The following is a 19,527-nucleotide window of genomic DNA, read 5'->3' as shown; positions in this document are numbered from 1 at the left end:
CCCCGGCCTATGCGGTCCGGGCGAAGGCCACGGCGTCCGGCACCACCTGGTCGAGCAGCTTGGCCGAGGAGATCACCCCCGGAACGCCTGCGCCGGGATGCGTGCCCGCGCCCACGAGGAACAGGTTAGTAACCTCCTCGCTGACATTGTGCGGACGGAACCAGGCGCTCTGGAAGAGCTGCGGCTCCAGTGCGAAGGCCGCGCCGTTGACCGATAGCAGCCGGTCGCGGAAATCCTGCGGCGTCATCACGCGGGAGGTGACGAGCGCATCCCCCAGGCCCGGAAGCACGGTCTGCTCGAGCCGCTGCTGGATGGCCGCACGATAAGATTCCGCCTTCGCCGTCCAGTCGGTGCCGCTGCCCAGATGCGGCACGGGGGCCAGCACGTAGAAGGAATCGCAGCCCTCCGGCGCCAGCGAAGGATCACTCGCGCTCGGCCGATGCAGGTAGAGGCTGAAATCCTCGGACAGGCGCTTGTGGGTGAAGATGTCGCGCAGCAGGTCGCCGTAGCGCGGGCCGAGCACCATGGTGTGATGGTAGACGTCGTCGTAGCGGCGCTTCGTGCCGAAGTACCAGACGAAGAGGCTCATGGAGTATCGCGCGCGGGCGATCCTGCGGTCGGTCCAGCGGCGACGCTTGTGGTGGCCGAGCAGCTTCGAATAGGTCCAGGCGACATCGGCGTTCGAGACGACGATGTCCGCGTCGATCCGCTCCCCGGAGGAGAGCGTGACGCCGGTGGCGCGGCCCTGGTCGACCTCGATGCGTGCGACCTCGGCGTTGCAGCGCAGGCTGCCGCCGAGCCGGTCGATCAGCCCCACCATACCCTGCACGAGCGAACCCATGCCGCCCATCGCGTAGTGCACGCCATGCATGCGCTCCAGATGCGCGATCAGGCAGTAATAGGCTGTCGTGGTCAGCGGGTTGCCGCCGATCAGCAGCGGGTGGAAGGAGAAGGCGATGCGCAGCTTCTCGTTCGAGAAGTAGTCGCTGACGCGCGAATAGACCGTGCGGTAGCCCTGCAGCCGGATCATGTCCGGCGCGGCCTTCAGCAGCGTGCCGAAGCGGTGGAAGGGCCGATCGGCGAGTTCCTCGAAGGCGACCTTGTAGATCTTCTCGCTCTCGAGGATGAAGCGTTCGAAGCCGGCCAGATCCTCGGGCGCAATGCGGCGGATCTCGGCGCGGGTGGCCTCGAGGTCGGCGGAACAGCGCATCACCGTGCCGTCGTCGAAGCGGATGAAGTAGAAGGGGTTCATCTCCCGCAGGTCGACATCGTCCGACAGGCGCCGCCCGGCCAGCGACCACAATTCCTCGAGCAGGTAGGGCGCGGTGATGATGGTGGGGCCCGCATCGAAGGTGAAGCCGTCCTGGCGGAACACGTAGGCGCGGCCGCCCGGCGCATCGAGCTTCTCGAGCACCGTCACGCGCCAGCCCCGCGCACCGAGGCGGATCGCAGCGGCGAGCCCGCCGAAGCCGGAGCCGATCACCACGGCATGCGGTCGTGAGTCGCGTGGTGTCTCGTTGCCGTCGCGCGCCATGCTGCATGCCTCCGAAAGAAAAAAAGGGGGGAGCGGACGAGCCGCTCCCCCTACCTATCCCCGGCGGCGACCGGGGAGTGGCGCCGCCGCCGTCATCACTGCGGAACGAGAGCTGCCGACCTGGCAGGTCCGCCGCTGATTGCACGCAGTTCGGGATAGTCCTGGAGCATCGGGGCCCCGTTGAGTGGCTTGTTCAGGCCCCGATGGCATGTGGCGCAGTTGACCATGAGTGCGTCGCCGGCCGGTCCGAGGCGTGCGACGCGAGGGCCCGCTTCCGGCGGGCCATTCGGATTGGCGGCCCAGAGCGGGGTGAGCGGCGCGATGTAGGACATGTTCACGTCGCGCACCATGCGGATGCCGTGCCAGGCGGTCACACGCTGCGGCGGGCTGCTCTCCCACGCCGCGAAGGACCGGCTGTTGTGGCAGAAGGTGCAGTTGACCCCGAGGCTCGAGGACATGTGCATCATCAGCGCGTAGGTGCCCTCGGTCTGCTGGATGCTGGTCGTGTTGTAGCGTGGCAGCGAAGTCTGGCTGATCACGCGGATGTTGCGGTCGCCCAGCAGATAGGGAGAGAAGGGATCGACCGGCATGGAGGACAGCCCCGCCGCCGGCGAGGGGTGGTTCTGTCCGGTCTGCGCCTGCAGGCCGTGCTGCGGCAGCACGGGCGCGGACCAGACCTCGGCAGGCACGGGCCGGCCGCGGTGGCAGGTGTAGCAGGTGACGCCCGTCTGCCCGACATGCGGATGGTTGTTGATGGTGCGCACCATCTGCAGCATCCGGCGCGCGACCACCTTCGTGTAGACCTCGTCGGACGCCATGTTCTCGACGTTGTGGCAATAGGCGCAGCCATTGCCCTCGTCGCGCACCGCCTGCGGGACGATCCATTCCGTCATGGACTGCATGATCCGCAGGAACTGGGAATTCGACAGTTCGCCAAGAAGTTGCACGTTCTGATAGATCGCGCTGGCGCGGTCGCCGTCATTGTCGGCGGCCTCGGGCGCGGCGGGCACCTGGCTCGCCGCCACCGTGGTGGCACGCAGGCGCGGATTGACGACCGTGCCCATCGAGGTACCGCGGAAGCCGCCCTGCGTGGTCTGCACCGGGGGCCGCTCGAAGGTCGGCACCAGGATCGCCGCGAGGACGAGGGCGCCGACGGCAGCGCCCACCTTAAGGTTGAAGGTGCTCATCGCGCCGCTCCCTGCGTGATCGAAGGATCGACCGTCGCCGGCCACGGCGTCGGGTAGGCAGGGGCGAAGTGGCGATCAACCGCCCAGAGGTACCAGTTGTCGACCACCGTGCCGGTCAACAGGATCCCGATGCCGCCCGCGATCGGGCAGAGCACGGCGAACCACCAGGCCCAGCGGTGGATGCTCTCGAAGGTGGCGTTGAAGCCCATCGTCCAGCGCCAGAACAGGCCACCGCGCTCGGCTGCGGTGCCACGGTTGAGCGTGAGCTCGATCTCGCGCTCGCCGCCGTAGCGACCAAGGGCGAGGATGGTCGCACCGTGCATCGCAAACAGCAGGGTCGACCCGTAGAGAAAGACGATGCTGAGCGCGTGGAACGGGTTGTAGAACAGGTTCCCGTATCGGATGGAGAAGGCCGCGGTCCAGTCGAGGTGCGGGAAGATGCCGAAGGGCACCGCCTCGCTCCAGGAGCCCATGGCGATCGGGCGGATGAAGCCCAGCACCAGGTAGAGCCAGATGGCGGCAGCGAAGGCCCAGGCCACATGCGTGCCCATGCCGAGCGCACGTGCCCGGCGATAGGTGCGAACCCACCACAGCAGGATCGACATCGTCAGGAAGAAGCCGGCGACCAGCCACCAGCCGCCTTCGCGCATCGGCGGGAAGCGCAGCCCATGCTGAGGGCCAGGTGGTTCGAGCGCGAGCCAGAAGAGCTGCCGGACGAACTGCAGCGGGTTCCAGTTCACCGAGGCCAGCATGTTCAGCCCGATGATCTCGAAGGCGATGAAGCCAAAGAGCAGCGAGAGGATGCCGGTGTAGCCAAGGTAGATCGGCCCGATCTGCGCATCGCCCAGGCGGCCAAAGAGATGGACCTCGGTCGGCGTACCGTCCCGGGCGTCGTTGTCGGGACCGAGCGGGATGCCCGGGTAGGGTGTCGGTCCGCGGACCTGCACCCGGGTGAAGATGTTCTGGTATTCGGCCATGGTGTCTGCCCTTTCCTTCCCGTCAGTTCCAGATCGGCAGGTTCAGCCACCAGCCCCACCATTCGGGCCAGCCCCGCGTCCAGAAAGGACCGCTGATCACGATGCACACGGCGCTCCAGAACCCGGCCGAGAGCGCGAGGAACAGCCCCAGGCGGTGAATGCCCAGCGTGCCGATCGAGTACCCGATGAAGTCGCGGAAGAACGTGTTCTCATGCTCGGGCGCCTTCACCGGTTCGCCTTCGGGCGGGTTCAGGGCCGAGAGCACCAAGCCGCCGTGCAGCGAGAGCGCGAAGGTCGTGGTGAAGAAGAACGACACCGCGATCATGTGTGCCGGGTTGTAGTGGAAGTGCAGGTACTGGTAGCCGACGTTGGACACCCAATCGAGGTGGCTCCAGATGCCGTACGGGAAGGCATGGCCCCAGCCGCCCATCAACACCGGGCGGATCACCACCAGCGTGATGTAGGCGAAGACCGCCACACCATAAGCGATCGGGATGTGGTACCCCATGCCGAGCTTTCGGCTGATCTCCGCCTGGCGCAGGGCCCAGGAGACGAAGGCGCCGATCGCGCAGATCGTGATCATCTGCCACAACCCGCCTTCGCGCATCGGCGCCAGGCGCAGGCCGTAGGAGAGATCCGGCGGCGCGATGTTGATCAGCCACGGATTCCAGGTGCCCTGGATCGCAGCCCCCATCAGGATCAGCACCGTGCCGACGACGGTGAAGAAGATCGTGGTCACGCCGAAGAAGCCGACCCAGAACGGTCCGACCCAGAAGTCGAACAGGTCGCCGCCGACCAGGGTGCCTCCGCGGACACGGTATTTGCGTTCGAAACTCAGCATGGCCATCGCTTCAACTCCTCCCTCGGGCGGTTGCGTTCCGCCGTCCGGTCACGGCCGTCGGGTGTGCGGGCGAGGCCCCATGCGGGGCCTCGCCCAGTCCGCCGCGTACGCGGCGTGGGTCGCGGGTATCAGCCCCCGACCCGCTGGCCGGGCACGAAGGTGGGCGACGTCGCGCACCAACCCCAGTGGTCGCAGTAGCGCGGCGAGCTCATGACCACGAAGTGAAGGATCGTCGCCACGGCCATGACACCGGCCGCACCGAGGAAACCCACGCGACGCGCGTCGATCACCATCCAGATCTTATGCATGATCTATTTCCCTCTTCCCGTTCGGCTTCAGAAGAAGCGCCAGTCGGGCGGGACCATCTGGCCGGTATAGACCAGTGGCCTCCAGAGCCAGACGAGGATATGGGCGCCCATGGAGGCGAAGACCGCGAAGACCCAACCCTGGACTACCAGGCGGTGGACCTCGCGGGCCTGCTCCTCCGTAAGACGCGTAGTACGTGCTTCGGTCATTGGGAGACCTCCACATTCGCCTTTCGGCGGTTACCGCGCATACCCCGCGCGGCTGGGATCGCCTTGGCGGCAAGCCGCCCTGGTCGACTGGTGGCGCGGCCCTGTGCAGGGCGGCGCGATGTGTGTGGCCAGGCGCGGAACATCACGCGCCCTCCAGTTCAAGGCTGAGCGCCACGCGCTCGGCGGTGACGCAATCTTCGCGGGCCGCGCGTGCGTCGCGTTCAATGCGTTCGCGCAGGCGCTTCGCGGCCGAGATGCGCAGCAGGAAGGGCTCGCTCTCGACCATGCGGTCGAGCAGCGCGACCGCCTCGGGCTCCCAACGCTCGCTCGGGCGCGCCGGCGTCGGCTCCACCTTGTCCATCTCGGTGGCGAGCGGAAGGATGTGGAACAGCGCGTCGAACAGCGCGTTGCAGTATTCTTGCACGATGTAGGTCGCGCCGGCGTAGCCCATGAAGGGCGTGCCAGTGGCGCGGCGAATGATTGCGCCGGGGAAGGACGCCGGAATGTAGGCGGCACGGCAGCCCGCTTCCTGCGCATACATCCTTTCGTTGAAGGACCCGAAGATCACCAGCGGCGGCTTGGCCTTGATGGCCTCGCGCACCGCCTGGTTGTCAGGCTTCTCCCCGGGCTTGCGGGCGAAGGAAAAGGCGCAGGGCACGCCCATCTCGTCCGACAGGAAGCGCGTGAGGCCGCGGCTGTAGGTCTCGGTCGCGTGCACGCCGAAGGCGGCGGTGGCGAAGAAGTCCTGCGTGACCGAGCGCCACAGGTCCCAGATCGGCTTGATGGTGCTGTGCTTCTCGCGCTCGATGAAGGGCTCGGCATCGAGGCCGGTTAGCTCACCGAGCTTGCGCAGGAAATTCGTGGTGGCGAAGATCCCGAAGGGCGCCATGAGGTACGGGCGCTCCAGCGTCTCGCACAGTCGGCGCCCGAATTCCCGGTACATGCAGATGTTCACATCCGCATCGGGCAGCTTGCCGATATCCTCGACATGGCTGCCGAGCGGGAAGACCAGGTTGATCTCGCAGCCGATGCCTTCGACCAGCCTGCGGATTTCCGCGAGGTCCGAGGGCATGTTGAAGGTGCCGTAGATCGGCCCGATGATGTTGACGCGCGGCTTCTCGCCATCCTTGCGCACGCGCGGCTTGATCTTGCCGCGCTTGGAGCCGAATTCGGTCCACAGCCAGTTGATGGCGCGGTCCGCCGACTGCCACTGGTCCTCGTCGATGGTGCGCGGGACGAAGCGCTGCAGGTTCGACCCTTGCGGCGTCACGCCACCACCGATCATCTCGGCGATCGACCCGGTCACCACCACCGCGGGCAGGTCTGGATCCTGCGTGGCGGCCGCGCGCTTCATCGGCCCTTCGGTGCCAGTCTGTGACAGCGCGCCTTCGTCGAGGCCCGTCACAACGATCGGCAGCTCATGCGGCGGCAGCGCATCGGTGTAGTGCAGCACCGCCGTGACCGGCAGGTTCTCGCAGCCGACGGGGCCGTCGATGATCACACGCAGCCCGCGGACGGCGGAGAAGGCGTAGACGGCGCCCCAGTAGCCCCCTGCCCGGTCGTGATCGAGGACGAGCATGCTCAGGTCCCCACCGCTTCTTCGGCCTTGGCCTTCGCGGCGCGCAGCTTGCGCTGGCGCTCGCGGAAGCCTGGCGGATCGGAGGGCTTCGCGCGGAAACCGTAGCCCGCGCCATCGGGCGTGCCGACACCTTCGAAGAAGCCGACCATGCGCGACATGCGTTCGCGCTGCCCGGTCTGCGCCGCGACGATGCCCGCGAGCGATGCCGCGCCGGCCGGCCCGAACAACGGACGCGCACTCACCATATTGGTGAAGTAGAGCGCGGGGATGCCGAGTTCCTTGGCCTTCTGCACAAGCGGCGTCGTGCCGAGCGCCAGGTCGGGGCGCACATCCTTCATCGCCGCGAGGTCCTGCTCGAGCGAGGCGCGGTACTGCACATGCACCCCGCGCGCCTCGAGCCACTCGCGGTCGGCATTGCTCCATTCGGTGCGCGGGCAGGCGGTGCCCACATAGGGCACCTCTGCGCCGGCCTCGACCAGCAGGCGCGCGACCAGCAGTTCCGAACCTTCGTAGCCTGAGACCGTCACGCGGGCCTTGACCGGCGCCGCGGCCAGCGCCCCGGCGATGGCCGGCAGGAAGCGCTGCTTCGCGCCATCGATCTTCGCCTGCGGCAGGCCGGCCGCACCGCCGATCGCGTCCAGCCAGGCGGCCGTGCCATCGACACCGACAGGGCCAGAGCCCACCACCGGCCGTCCCGCGGCTTTGAACTCGCGGATGCTCGCCGTGTAGAAGGGATGGACTGCGGCCGCGACCACGCAATCAAGCGCGGCGTAAAGGTCGCGCCACTCGCGGCACGGCGTGGACGGCGCCAACGACAGCCCCATCGCCGCCAGCATCGCGCCGACACCCGGCGGATCGCCCGGGAACATCTCGCCGATCAGCGAGACGGTGGGTTCGCCCTCGATCAGGTTGCGCGGACGGGCCACGGGGCCGGCCTCGGCCTCGGTGCGGGCGTAGCGCAGCATCGCACCGGCCAGCACATCCTTGGCTTCCGCGTGGGTCGGCACGCCGAAGCCCGGCACGTCGATGCCGATGATCCGCACACCGTTGATCTGCTTGGGCAGTAATTCGAGCGGCACGCCGGAAGCGGTCGGCACGCAGAGGTTGGTGATGACCACCGCGTCGTAGTCCTCGGGCTTCGCCGTCGCGTGCACCGCGTCGCGGATGTCCTCGAAGAGCTTGCCGGTGACCAGCGTCTCGGAATTGAAGGGCACGTAGCCCACGGTCCGCTTGGCACCGTAGAAGTGGCTCGTGAAGGTCAGGCCATAGACGCAGCACGCACTGCCCGAGAGGATCGTCGCCACCCGCTTCATACGCAGGCCCACGCGCAGTGACCCGAAGGCCGGGCACATGGATTGCGGCTGGTCGTGCGGCCCCTTTGGATAGTCGGCGGCCAGGCGTTCCATCGCCTCGCCCTTCCCGGCCGCACGTGCGGCCTCCAGCATGGTCTCGCGACCGCCGTGGCAACCGCCATCAGAGGCGGGCGGCGGACCGGCAGGAGGGAGAGCGTCCATCACTCAGGCGCCCTCGTAGACCACTTCGAGGGAGGGCTTGGTGATCACCTCGGCGCCGCACATGTCTTCCATCGTCGCCGGGTCCAGCACCACGCCGCGGCCGACCGCCTCGCCCTTGAAGAGGCCGAGCAGTTCGTCATGCGTCAGCGGCTTCGGGCGCAGCGGCGGGGCTTCCGCCACCTGAACGCCCAGCGCCTGGAACAGCGCGCCCCACTGGCTGTCGGGCGTGCCGATGATCTCGTAGTTCGCGCTCTTGCGACGAATGTCGTCATCCTGCGGGATGGCGGCCAGGACCGGGATGCCGGCGGCGGCGGCGAAGGCCGCGGCCTCCCCGGTTCCATCATCCTTGTTCACCACCATGCCGGCGACGCCGACATTGCCACCCAGCTTGCGGAAGTATTCCACCGCCGAGCAGACGTTGTTCGCGACATAGAGTGACTGCAGGTCGTTCGACCCGACGACGATCACCTTCTGGCACATGTCGCGGGCGATCGGCAGGCCGAAGCCGCCGCACACCACGTCGCCCAGGAAGTCGAGCAGCACGTAGTCGAAGTCCCACTGATGGAAGCCCAGCTTCTCCAGCAGCTCGAAGCCGTGGATGATGCCGCGCCCGCCGCAGCCGCGTCCCACTTCCGGTCCGCCGAGCTCCATCGCGAAGACACCATCGCGCTTGAAGCAGACATCGCCGATCTGCACCTGCTCGCCGGCGAGCTTCTTCTTGGACGAGGTCTCGATGATGGTCGGGCAGGACCGACCGCCGAACAGCAGCGAGGTGGTGTCCGACTTCGGGTCGCAGCCGATGAGCAGCACGCGCTTGCCCTGCTGCGCCATCATGTAGGACAGGTTCGCCAGGGTGAAGGACTTGCCGATCCCGCCCTTACCGTAGATGGCAATGACCTGGGCCTGCTTCTTCACCTCGCCGGTATGCACCGGGTCGGGCTCGATCGACGCTTCGGCGCGCAGTGTTGCGGCCTGGCTGGCCGCAGGAGAGAAGCCGGTCGGGGCGTTCATGCACAATCTCTCCAGTCGAGGACCATCTTGAGGCAGGCCGGGTCGGTAAAGGCCTGCGCGTAGGCCTGGGGGGCACGTTCGGCGGCTTCCTGGTGCGTCACCAGGCCATCGAGCCGCAGCAGTCCTTCCGCGATCGCGTCGCGTGTCGCGCGCAGGTCGGCCTCCTGCCATTCGGCGGCGATCCGGATGCGCGCCTCGCGCATGAAGGCCGGCGGGAAGGAGAAGCCGATGCGGTCGCTGTAGAACCCCGCGAGGACGATCTCGCCGCCCGGCGCCATGCGCTGGACCAGCAGGTCGATGATGTCGCTGTCGCCGCTCACGTCGTAGATGCTGCGGTAGTCGCGCCGCACGTCGGCGTCGGGATCCACCACCTCATAGCCCTGCGCACCGGCGCGGCGTGCCGCGTTGCGTTCCCACACCACCGGCGCACCACCCTGGAGCACCGCGATGCGTGCCAGAAGCCGCCCGAGTACGCCGTGCCCGACGATCAGGTCCGGCAGCGCCGCACCCGGCGCAGCCATCGCGTGCCAGGCGGTGGCGGCCAGCGCCAGCAGCACGCCCTCGGCCCCCGTCGCGTCGTCGAGCAGCACGGCCCGCTTGTCCGGCACCACGAGCCGCGCCGCAGCGCCACCGAACAACCCGCGCACGTCGCCGAAGCAGCGCGCACCGGCGACGAACACCCGCTCGCCGGGGCGACGCGTGGCCTGGCTGCCGGCGGCGATCACGCGTCCAACCGACTCGTAGCCCGGCACTAACGGATACCCCATGCCCGGGAAGTGCGGCATGCGGCCCGACCAGAGCAGGCGCTCGGTGCCGGTGCTGATGCCACTCCATTCCACGGCAACGACGATGTCGTCGTCGCCAGGCGGGGTGAGGGTGAGTCGGCTGAGCACGAGGTCCTCGGGGGCCTTCAGCAGGACTGCGATGGTATCCACGGCGGCCCTCCCAGGAGCAGGTTGTAAGTCAGCGTAAAGTGACAACAAAAACTGTCAAGCCAAACTGACAGCGAGTCGGGCGTCATGACGCCACCGCCGCCAGCACGGCGCGCGTCAGCAGCGGCGTCGGCGTTGACAACATGCGACTTTCCGAGAAACCGGCGGCCGCAAGCATGCTGCAGATTTCTTCGGGTGTGCGCGGACGGCCACGCCCCATCGCCAGCAGGTAGAAGCCGAAATACGCCTCGCCCATCGGCTCGGCGCCGCTGGTCCCCGCCATGGGTTCGGCCAGCAGCAGCGCTCCGCCCGGCGGAAGCGCGGCGCGAATCCGGCGCAGCAGGCCGAGTGCCACGTCGTCGTCGTGGTCGTGCAGCACCCGTACCAGCGTGATCAGGTCGGCACCGCGCGGGAGCTCGTCCTGCGTGAAGTCGCCGCCATGCACGCTCGCGCGCGCACCGAGTCCCGCTGCGGCGAACCGCGCACGCGCTTCCTCGGCCACTGCCGGCAGGTCGAACAGCATCAGCTCGATGCGCGGCGTCTCAGCCGCCACCGCGCGCAGGAAGGCGCCGTTGCCTCCGCCGACATCGAGCACGCGCGCGTGCCGGTCGAAGCGGTAGCTGGCCAGTACTTCCTCGGCCACCATCGGCTGGCTCGCCGCCATCAGCGCCGTGTAGTCGCGGATGCGATCGGCGCTGACCGCGCCAGGCTGCTCCGCACCGGAATAGGCCCAGTAGTCCGACAGCGCGTTGCCGCCGCGCGGACGGCGCAGCATCGCCACCGGATCCGCGAGGTCGGCGTAGAGCATGGCGTGGTGCTCGACCATCGCCGCGATGCCATCATTGCCGATCATCGCGGCGCCGAGCTGCCCCAGCGTCCAGGCGCCATCGCTGCGCCGCGCGGTGAGCTGCAGCGCCGCCGCCGCGGCCATCAGTCGTTCGGTCGCCTCAGGGCTCAGCGAGAGACGCGGCGCGAGTCGCTCCGTCGTCAGCGGCGCTTCCGCCAGGATCGCAAACACACGCAGCCGCACGCAGGCCAGCAGCACCTGGGTGTAGACGAAGCCAGCGCAGAGATCGAACAGCGCCCGCGCCCGCCGCCGCGCGAAGGGCCGCGTGAGCGGGAAGCGCGCGGCCCAGCGGCGGAAGCCGGGCTTCGCCGCCAGCCCCTCGCGGACGGCGCGGAATCGGTCGAGCCACGAGACCTGCGGCGCCGCGCCCAAGGTGTCGGCCCCCGACATGCGTCGGGCGCTCAGGCCGCTGCCAGCTTCGCCGGCAACAGGCGGCGCGTCTCCGCCAGGATCAGGCCGCGCAGCACCGTTTGGCCCGGGCAGTCGGGAATCGACGCCACCGCGCCATCGGCCAGCATCGAAAGCCGCGCGACCGCACCCTTCAGCCCGAATTCCGCAACCGCGCTCGGCCGCCCGAGCGCCTTGTCGCGCCCGACCGGCTTGCCGATGGTGGCTTCGTCCTCGACCGCATCGCGCAGGTCGTCCGCCACCTGGTAGGCCTCGCCCAGCCGGTCGCCGAGCAGGCGCCAGGCCTCGGCGTCGGTCGACCCTGCGGCGGCGGCGCCAGCCACCGCGGCGGCCGCGAACAGCGCCCCGGTCTTCTGCCGCTGGTAGTCCGAGAGGTTCACCGCCGGTTCGCATTCCCAGGCCTGGCCAGCGACGATCCCGAAGGGCACGCCGACGCCATCGCCGACCGCGCCGATCACATGGCCAAGTCGCTCCGGCGCGCAGGGCGCGGCGCGCGCCAGCGTCTGGAAGGCCAGGATGATCAGCGCATCGCCTGCCAGCACCGCCAGCGGCTCGCCGAAGGCGCGATGCACGGAGGGCTTGCCGCGGCGCGTATCCGCATCGTCGAAGCAGGGCATGTCGTCATGCACGAGCGACGCGCAGTGCAGCAGCTCGATCGAGGCCGCCGCCGCGCTGGACAGCCGCGGGCGGTCGTCGCCGCAGGCCATGGCGACCGCCAGCGTCAGGCGGGGGCGGATGCGCGCGCCCTTCGGGAAGACGGCGTGGCGCATGGCCGCGGCCAGGCGCGGCGGTGCGCCGGTGGCCTCGGCCAGCAGGACGGAATCGGCCAACGTGCTCTCGATGCGTGTCGCGGGATCCATCGTCTGACCTTTCCCTCCGGCGTGGCGGGCGCGGGGTGCCGCGCGGCGATGGCGAAACACGTCCGTCATCACATCCTGTCGGATTGAACTGTCAACTTATTCTGACAGTGCCGTCAACGGCTTTCCCAGCCTCCCCCCTTCGTTCGCGACAGAAACGCACCATCTGCCTGCTGCGGAGCGCCTGTCGGCACCCGCCGGCAGGGTCCATCCGCACTGCACATCGCGGAGGACAAGATGGCTCGAGCCTTGATGTCGACGGCGCCGCTGGCGCCCGCCGTGCCTGAACTGCGCCGCATCGGCGTGGCCGACCTGCGCGACGCGCTCTCCCGCGGCCTCGATGACTTCCTCGCCGCACCCACCCAGCTCTTCTTCCTCGGGCTGCTCTATCCCGTGATCGGCTTCGTCGCGGCACGGGCGGCCTGGGGCGGTCCGCTGCTGCCACTGCTCTACCCGCTGCTGGCGGGCCTTTCGCTGATGGGCCCGGTGATGGCCATCGGCCTCTATGAGATCAGCCGGCGGCGCGAGCAGGGGCACGCCGTCTCCTGGCTGGACGCCTTCGCCGTGCTTCGCTCGCCCGCTATCCTGTCGATCGCCGCGCTGGGGCTGATGCTGCTTGGCATCTTCCTGTTCTGGCTGGTCGCGGCGCAGGTCATCTATGGCAGCACGGTCGGCGCGGCGCCGCATGCGACTCTGGGCGCGCTGCTGCACGACGTGCTCGACACGCCGGCGGGCTTGCGCATGCTGCTGCTCGGCAATGCGGTCGGCGGTGCCCTGGCGGTGCTCGTGCTGGTGCTCACGGTGGTGTCCTTCCCGATGATCCTCGACCGCGGGGTCACGCCCGGCCTCGCGATCCGCACCTCGATCCGCGCGGTTGCGCTGAACCCGGGCGCAATGGCGCTGTGGGGCATGGTCGTGGTGGCGGGCCTGGTGGTCGGCACCCTGCCGCTGTTCATCGGCCTGGCCGTGGTGGTGCCGGTGCTCGGGCATGCCACCTGGCACCTTTACCGCAAGGTGGTGGTGGCCTGAGGCCGCGCTACCAGCGTACCTCGAACATGCAGGCGGGCGCGCCGCAGGCTTCGCAGGCGGTCTCCTTCACCCGCGCCATGGGATGCACCAGGGCGCGGAACAGGCCCTCGAAAGTGGCGGCATAGTAGTCGCAGACCGGCGCCGGCGCCTGCACGCCGCGGGCGAGCGGACCGCCCGCGATGGCGAAGCGCGCCCCGCGCCCGTGCAGCACGCTGAACCGCCCGCTGCCGGCGAAGGTCCAGGCGTGGCGGCCGATCGCCGCCAGCAGGATGCGCGCGGCGATGCGTGCCGGCAGCCGCGGCAGCACCAGGCGTATGACGCGCGGGATGCGGTGCGCGATCAGGTAGTCCGCGGTGCGGCGCCCGGCATCCGTGGCGATGGCGGCGGCCTGGTCGGGCAGGCGTGCCCGCAGCGCGGCGTGCAGCGCGATCACCTCCGCTTCATCGACCATGCGCTCGGGCGGCTCCGCGAGGCGATCCCGAAGCCCCGCCCCCGCGAAGACCGCGATCGTCTCGGCATGCCCGCGCAGGGCGTCCAGCGACTCGGCAAGGCGCGTCACCGCATTCGGCCCGATACGGCCCGTCGCTCCGGACACGGCGCTAGTCTCCCTGCAGCGGCGCCCTTTCGCGCCCCGCCGGCGCGGCGGCGACCGCGTCCATCTGCGACTCGGTCAGCTGCTCCTCGCCGCCGCCACAGGCGCGTATCTCCGCATTCGCCGCCGGAATCTTCACCTTCGGGCGATGCATGGTCTTCCACATCGCGTTGTGCGGCGCGCGCGCCGCCTCGGTCGTGAGCGTGCGCGAGTCGTCGAAGTGGAAATCGACCTTCTTCTTCGACTGCGGCCCCCAGTAGCCGACCTTGCCGAGGTCGTAGAAGGTGCGTTGGAAGCCCGACTTCGCGAAGGCCCAGAGGCAGCCGAGCATATAGCGCCGCTTCACCTTGTCGCGGATCCACGGATAGCCGAGGAAGGTTTTGCGCAGGTAGAAGCGCCGGTAGTTGTGCATGGTGCGGTCGAGCAGCGTGGCGCGGTCCATCGCGTCCGGCTTCATGATCGGCGTCACGAAATTGTACTTGGAGAAGTCGAACACCTCGACCTTGTCACCCAGCTCCTGGAACAGGTCGTTGAACGGCCAGGGCGTGTACATGGCCCAGTTCGCCATGTCCGGATCCCAGTCGAGCGCCATGCGGTAGGTCTCTTCCAGCGTCTCGACCGTCTCGTTCTCGAGGCCGACGATGAACTGCGCCTCGGCGACGATGCCGTTCGCGCGCAGCAGCTGGATCGCCTTCTTGTTCTGCGCGACCGTGGTCTCCTTGTTGAAGCGGTCGAGCTTGAGCTGCGCCGCGGCCTCGGTGCCGAGCGAGATGTGGATGAGGCCCGCCTTGCGATAGAGCGGCAGCAGCGCCTCGTCGCGCAGGATGTCGGTGACGCGCGTGTTGATGCCCCAGAGCACGGGCAGGTTGCGCTCGATCAGCGCCTCGCAGAACTCCACGAACTTCTTCTTGTGGATGGTGGGTTCCTCGTCCGCCAGGATGAAGAAGCCCACGCCGTGGTTGCGCACCAGGTCCTCGATCTCGTCCACCACCTTGCGCGGGTCGCGCACCCGGTAGTCGCGCCAGAACTTCCACTGGCTGCAGAAGGAACAGGTGAAGGGGCAGCCGCGCGCGAGGTTCGGGATCGCGACCTTGGTGTTCATCGGAATGTAGACGTAGTTGGACCAGTCCAGGATGCCCCAGTCGGCGACGATGCGGTCCACCTCCTTGATCGGCGGGCAGGCGGGGGTGGCCTTCACGATGCCCTCGGCATCCAGGAACGCGATGCCCTTCACGCTGTCGCGCCCCGTCGGCCAGCGGCCTTCGTCGATGCAGCGCACGAGGTCGAGCAGCACCTGCTCCCCTTCCCCGCGCACCACCACGTCGATCCACGGGGCCTCGGCCAGCACCTGCGGGTACATGAAGGTGCCGTGGATGCCGCCGAGCACCGTCACGGCGCCGGGGCAGGTCTCCTTCGCCAGCTTCAGCAGCGACTCCGCCTCGTAGATCGCCGGCGTGATCGCCGTCGCACCGATCAGGTCGGGCTTGAGCGCCGCGAGACGTTCGCGCACCTGGTCATGCGTCAGGTGGTTCGTCATCGCGTCGATGAAGGTGATGTCGGTGTAGCCCGCCGCCTTCAGGAAGCCCGAGAGATACGCGACCCAGGAGGGCGGCCAGTTGCCCGCGATCTCGGCGCCGCCGGAATGGTAGTTCGGATGAATGAGGACGATGCGCATCCCTGGGCTCCCGCCGCATCCAGCGCGGCGTGGAGCAGGCTGGGGTGCTTCAGGCCCCCCGCGCCTTGCGATATGTCAATCTGCGTTGACGGTTGACACATTGTAGGATCGCCGCCCGCCGTCGCGGTCGATCTGGTCCATCATTTCGAGCGCCCAGACAAGGCGCGATCCCCAGCCGCGCGGGATCAGCCCGCGCGGTCGGGGTGAGGCGGCTACAGCATCGACCAGGTAGGACGCCGCCTCGCAGGGCGGCTCCCCTGCCCCATCGCGCCCTCCGACCAGCGCGCCGGCCGCGCGCGCCAGCAGCACCGCCTTGCGCCAGCCCGGCACCACCGCGCGGCGGTTGATGGAATCGAGTCCGTTGCGCTCCACCTCGCGTCCGATCTCGGCGTAGATCACCCGCGCCGCGCCAATCCCGGCGCGGCAATCGCGGGGCAGCAACGCGATGCCGGCGCTCGCACGCGCATAGTGCACGTCAGCCGCCGCCAGCAGCCGCGCGGTCAGCCGCCCGATCGCCGCCGTGAAGCGCGGCGCGGCGAGGAATTCCTCCGGCGCGATGCCTTCCTCGCGCAGCCAGGACAGCGGCAGGAAGAGCCGTCCCTCGCGCGCATCCTCGCCGATGTCCCGCGCGATGTTGGTCAGCTGCATCCCGAGGCCGAGGTCGCAGGCGCGTGCGATCGCGTCCGTATCGCGCACGCCCATCAGCAGCGTCATCATCACGCCGACGGTGCCCGCGACGCGCGTCGCATAGGCTTCGAGCTCGGCCATGTCCTCGTAGCGCCGTCCGACCGAATCCCAGGCGAGGCCTTCCAACAGCGCCTCGGGCAGGGTGCGCGGGATGCCGAAATGGTGCACCACGGCGGCGAAGGCGCGATCCACGGGATCATCCTGCGGCGTGCCGGCATAGGCGGCATCGAGCCTGGCCGAAAGCCGCAGCATCGCCGCCTGCTTGCTCTGCGACAGGTCGATCTCGTCATCCGCCACGCGGCAGAAGGCATAGAGCGCGGTGGCCGGTGCCGCGATCCGCCGCGGCAGCAGCATCGATGCGGCGTGGAAGGACTTCGACCCGCCCGCCAGCAGGTGCCGGCAATGGGCGAGGTCCAACTCGGCAATCCGGAAACCGGTCATGTGTCCTCCCGTTCCATCCGCCGCCTGACCCGGCGCGTGGCGAAGTAGACAAGCGCAGCCACGACCGGGACCGCAATGCCGGTCACGACGTCGTCGCGCAGCGGCAGGCGCGTATCCGACACCGCCTTGGCGGCATAGGCGATCAGCCCGACCACATAATACGTGATGGCGGCGACCGAGAGCCCCTCGACGGTCTGCTGCAGGCGCAGCTGCTGACGCGCGCGACGGTCCATGGAGGCCAGCAGCGCCTGGTTCTGCCGCTCGCGCGTGAGGTCGACGCGCGTGGAGAGCAACTGCGTGGCGCGCGCCACGCGCTGCGAGAGCATCTCCTGCCGCTGCGCCATCGCGAGGCAGGTATTCATCGCCGGCGCGAGGCGCCGCTCGGTGAATTCGCGCACCGTCTGCATGCCCTCGATGCGGCCCTCGCGCAGGTCCTCGATGCGGCGTTGCACGATCTCGTAATAGGCCGCGGCCGCGGCGAAGCGGTAGCGGTTGCGCGCCTCCCCGCTCTCGGTCTCGGCCGCCAGGCGCGTCAGGCGGTCGAGCAGCACGGGCTCGTCATTCTCCCCGCAGCCCACCAGCGCATCGGCCACCGCGGCGAGTTCGCGCTCATGTGCCGCCAGCACCGGCGAGAGCTCGCGCGCCAGCGGGAAGGCGAGCAGCGCCATGACGCGGTAGGTGTCGATCTCGAGCAGCCGCTGCACGATGCGCCCGGCCTGGCGTTCGCCGGTGCCGCGATCCAGCAACAGGAAGCGGCTGAAGCCGTCGGCCTGGATGCGGAAGTCGGTGACAGCCGTCGCACGCCCGCCGCTTACCTCGGCGCCGAGCAGGTGGTTGCCCGCGAAATAGCGCGCCGAGAGCGCGGCGAGGTCGAGCGGCGCGCCATCATCGGGCACCAGCGCCACATGTTGCGCGGCGATCACCTGGCCGGGCAGCGCCTCGATCCAGTCGGCCGGCAGGACATTGAAGGCGGTGGTGGCGAAGGGATCCGCCGCCACGCCGGGCACGATCACCATGAAGCGGCTGAACTCGGTATGCCGTTCCCACTTCAGGCGGAAGGGGCCGAGGTCGGCGCTGTAATGGGCCGAACCGGCCTCGGGCGCCGGTGCGCCGTAGCGCCGCGCCAGGTCCTGCAAGGCCGAGAGCGCCTGGTCGCGCGGCGCGCCCTCGGGCGGGATCAGCGCCAGGTGCGAGATGCGGCAGGGTGGTGCCAGCGCCTCGGGCGGGCGCGCATGCACCTCGTCGTTCAGCTCGACGCGCAGCGGATGGGAGGCCGGAAGGCTCACGGCTCCGCCATCTCCGCAAGGAGTTCGCGCAGCAGCAGTTCCGCCACGACACCAGACCGTTCCTCATGCGCCAGGTGGCCGAGGCGCGGCAGCGTCTCGATCCGCGCGCGCGGCAGGATCTCCTGGATGCGCCGCGCCTTGGCCGGCGCGATGGTGCGGTCATTCGCCCCCACCACCAGCAGCAGGTCCGCGCGCAGCCGCGGCAGGTCGCGCAGCAGCGGCCGCAGGTCCCAGTTCGCCATCATGCGCAAGGCACCCGAGAGATGACCCGCGCGCCGGAACAGCCGTGCGTAAAGATCGACCCCGCGCGAATCGATGGTCGACCCGGTGTCCCGCAGCAGCCGTTCCGCCACGGCGCGGTTCGCCGCGCGCCAGGCGAACAGCTTCGGTACGAAGGGCAGTCCCACCAGCAGCCGCGCTGCGCGCGTGAAGAAGGCGGCGTGCTCCTCGCCGAGCGGCGTGAGCGCACCGTTCAGGCAGACCACCTCGCGCGGCGCGATCCGCCCGTCCAGCACCATGCGCAGTGCGACGGCGGCACCCGCGGAATGGCCGACGACGAGGTCCGGCTTCACGTCCAGCACGCCCAGCAGCGCATCCACCAGCCGCGCCATGCCCGGCAGGGTCAGCCCCTGATCGCCCGGCATGCCGGTGAAGCCGTGGCCGGGCAGGTCGGGTGCGACCACCCGCGCGTCGCGCGCCAGCAGCGGCAGCACGTCGCGCCAGGAATGCGTCGCCGCCGCGGTTCCGTGCAGCAAGAGCACGACCGGGCCCTGCCCCGCCACCTGCACATGCCAATCGATCCCGCCGGCGCGCAGGAAGCGGCTGTGATCGCGGTTCGGCCAGTCGCGGCCGTCGACCTGCCAGGCGGGGCGGTCGCTCATGGTCAGGCCGCCGCGTCGCGCACGGCGCCCGACAGGCGCGCCGCATCGGCCATCGGCAGAGGCAGGTAGCGCGCGCCCATTGCCGCCGCGAGGTCCTTGGCGAATTGCTGCGGCCGCGGCGCGGTATCGACCAGCAGCGCCGGCACGGCGGCGATGCGCAAGGGCTTCGCGGCATCGAGCGCATCGGCCTCCGCCTGCGCCCGCCCGCCGGTGCCATCGCGCGCCACATTGGCGCGGCCATCGGTCAACAGCACCAGCAACGGCGTGCGCCCAGCGCGCCGGCAGGCCTCAGCCATGCTGCGCGCGGCATCGAGCCCGGCGGCGAGCGGCGTCCCGCCCCCGCCTGGCAGCCCCGCCAGCGATCGCTTCGCGCGCACCAGCGAGGCGGTCGGCGGCAGCAGGATGTCCGCACCCCGCCCGCGGAAGCCGATCAGCGCCACCTTGTCGCGGCGCACGTAGCAATCGGCCAGCAGCAGTTCGACCGCGCCCTTGGCTTCCGACAGGCGATGCATCGCGGCCGAGCCGGACGCGTCCACCACGAAGATCGCCGTGGTCTCCTGCGGGGCCTCGAAACGGCGCAGGCGAATGTCCTCGCGCTTCACCAGCAGGCGCGGCCCGCCGCTGCGGCCGCGGCGACGGATCGGCTGCCAGGGTGCCGCGGCGCGCAGCGTCTCGACCAGCGCGAGCCTGGCGCCCGCGCGCAATTCTCCCTGCCGCGTCCCGGCGGGGCGGCC

At 69.6% G+C, this 19,527-nt stretch carries 19 protein-coding genes; 1 reads left to right on the top strand and 18 read right to left on the bottom strand.

Annotation, left to right across the window (positions count from 1 at the left end):
• Positions 1 to 7: 7 nt before the first annotated feature.
• The 12 genes from HW578_RS04450 to HW578_RS04395 form a co-directional block, all read right to left on the bottom strand.
• Positions 8 to 1,534, bottom strand: a complete 1,527-nt coding sequence (locus tag HW578_RS04450; RefSeq protein ID WP_198369336.1) for a phytoene desaturase — start codon at positions 1,532 to 1,534, stop codon at positions 8 to 10.
• Positions 1,535 to 1,629: 95 nt separating this feature from the next.
• Entirely contained in the window at positions 1,630 to 2,721 is a 1,092-nt protein-coding gene (gene pufC, locus HW578_RS04445) for a photosynthetic reaction center cytochrome PufC (protein WP_198369335.1), read from the bottom strand.
• On the bottom strand, positions 2,718 to 3,698 hold the full coding sequence (pufM, locus tag HW578_RS04440) for a photosynthetic reaction center subunit M (protein WP_198369334.1): 981 nt from the start codon (positions 3,696 to 3,698) through the stop codon (positions 2,718 to 2,720). The genes pufC and pufM overlap by 4 nt, the downstream gene beginning before the upstream one ends.
• 22 nt (positions 3,699 to 3,720) lie before the next feature.
• A complete protein-coding gene (pufL, locus tag HW578_RS04435; RefSeq protein WP_198369333.1) occupies positions 3,721 to 4,545 on the bottom strand; it encodes a photosynthetic reaction center subunit L in 825 nt (274 codons plus the stop codon).
• A gap of 122 nt (positions 4,546 to 4,667) precedes the next feature.
• On the bottom strand, positions 4,668 to 4,847 hold the full coding sequence (locus HW578_RS04430) for a light-harvesting protein (RefSeq protein WP_198369332.1): 180 nt from the start codon (positions 4,845 to 4,847) through the stop codon (positions 4,668 to 4,670).
• Between the two features lie 27 nt (positions 4,848 to 4,874).
• Positions 4,875 to 5,054 (bottom strand): light-harvesting protein, encoded by a 180-nt coding sequence (locus tag HW578_RS04425; RefSeq protein WP_198369331.1) that lies wholly within the window; start codon positions 5,052 to 5,054, stop codon positions 4,875 to 4,877.
• A gap of 142 nt (positions 5,055 to 5,196) precedes the next feature.
• Positions 5,197 to 6,633: a chlorophyllide a reductase subunit Z gene (gene bchZ, locus HW578_RS04420; RefSeq protein WP_198369330.1), complete on the bottom strand. Its 1,437-nt coding sequence runs from the start codon at positions 6,631 to 6,633 to the stop codon at positions 5,197 to 5,199.
• Positions 6,634 to 6,635: 2 nt separating this feature from the next.
• Positions 6,636 to 8,078 (bottom strand): chlorophyllide a reductase subunit Y, encoded by a 1,443-nt coding sequence (bchY, locus tag HW578_RS04415; protein WP_408906243.1) that lies wholly within the window; start codon positions 8,076 to 8,078, stop codon positions 6,636 to 6,638.
• Between the two features lie 72 nt (positions 8,079 to 8,150).
• Positions 8,151 to 9,158: a chlorophyllide a reductase iron protein subunit X gene (locus HW578_RS04410; protein ID WP_198369329.1), complete on the bottom strand. Its 1,008-nt coding sequence runs from the start codon at positions 9,156 to 9,158 to the stop codon at positions 8,151 to 8,153.
• Positions 9,155 to 10,093 (bottom strand): chlorophyll synthesis pathway protein BchC, encoded by a 939-nt coding sequence (bchC, locus tag HW578_RS04405; RefSeq protein ID WP_198369328.1) that lies wholly within the window; start codon positions 10,091 to 10,093, stop codon positions 9,155 to 9,157. Before bchC ends, HW578_RS04410 begins: the two co-directional genes overlap by 4 nt.
• Positions 10,094 to 10,175: 82 nt before the next feature.
• Positions 10,176 to 11,327 carry a methyltransferase gene (locus tag HW578_RS04400; protein ID WP_198369327.1) on the bottom strand — a complete coding sequence of 384 codons (1,152 nt, stop codon included), beginning with the start codon at positions 11,325 to 11,327 and terminating at the stop codon, positions 10,176 to 10,178.
• An 11-nt stretch (positions 11,328 to 11,338) separates the two neighbouring features.
• A complete protein-coding gene (locus HW578_RS04395) occupies positions 11,339 to 12,205 on the bottom strand; it encodes a polyprenyl synthetase family protein (protein ID WP_198369326.1) in 867 nt (288 codons plus the stop codon).
• 234 nt (positions 12,206 to 12,439) lie between these two features.
• On the opposite strand from HW578_RS04395, the gene HW578_RS04390 reads away from it, so the two are divergent.
• Positions 12,440 to 13,231, top strand: a complete 792-nt coding sequence (locus HW578_RS04390) for a DUF2189 domain-containing protein (RefSeq protein WP_198369325.1) — start codon at positions 12,440 to 12,442, stop codon at positions 13,229 to 13,231.
• Between the two features lie 7 nt (positions 13,232 to 13,238).
• Here HW578_RS04390 and bchJ read toward each other — a convergent pair whose 3' ends face one another.
• From bchJ to HW578_RS04360, 6 genes are all read right to left on the bottom strand, one after another.
• Complete coding sequence (gene bchJ / locus HW578_RS04385; protein WP_198369324.1) at positions 13,239 to 13,826, bottom strand: bacteriochlorophyll 4-vinyl reductase; 588 nt, start codon at positions 13,824 to 13,826, stop codon at positions 13,239 to 13,241.
• A 4-nt stretch (positions 13,827 to 13,830) separates the two neighbouring features.
• Positions 13,831 to 15,498, bottom strand: coding sequence for a magnesium-protoporphyrin IX monomethyl ester anaerobic oxidative cyclase (gene bchE, locus HW578_RS04380; protein ID WP_198369323.1), 1,668 nt, complete (start codon positions 15,496 to 15,498; stop codon positions 13,831 to 13,833).
• 75 nt (positions 15,499 to 15,573) lie between these two features.
• Positions 15,574 to 16,626: a phytoene/squalene synthase family protein gene (locus HW578_RS04375; RefSeq protein WP_198369322.1), complete on the bottom strand. Its 1,053-nt coding sequence runs from the start codon at positions 16,624 to 16,626 to the stop codon at positions 15,574 to 15,576.
• A complete protein-coding gene (locus tag HW578_RS04370; RefSeq protein ID WP_198369321.1) occupies positions 16,623 to 17,912 on the bottom strand; it encodes a DUF3422 family protein in 1,290 nt (429 codons plus the stop codon). Before HW578_RS04370 ends, HW578_RS04375 begins: the two co-directional genes overlap by 4 nt.
• Entirely contained in the window at positions 17,909 to 18,793 is an 885-nt protein-coding gene (gene bchO / locus HW578_RS04365; protein ID WP_198369320.1) for an alpha/beta fold hydrolase BchO, read from the bottom strand. Before bchO ends, HW578_RS04370 begins: the two co-directional genes overlap by 4 nt.
• Positions 18,794 to 18,795: 2 nt before the next feature.
• The coding region (locus tag HW578_RS04360) for a VWA domain-containing protein (RefSeq protein ID WP_232478653.1) at positions 18,796 to 19,527 on the bottom strand (732 nt) is incomplete at its 5' end.

The organism is Roseomonas rosulenta (assembly GCF_016106005.1).
Classification (GTDB): domain Bacteria; phylum Pseudomonadota; class Alphaproteobacteria; order Acetobacterales; family Acetobacteraceae; genus Neoroseomonas; species Neoroseomonas rosulenta.
Note: the sequence above shows the minus strand (reverse complement) of the source record. Positions and strands in the feature narration are given on the sequence as shown.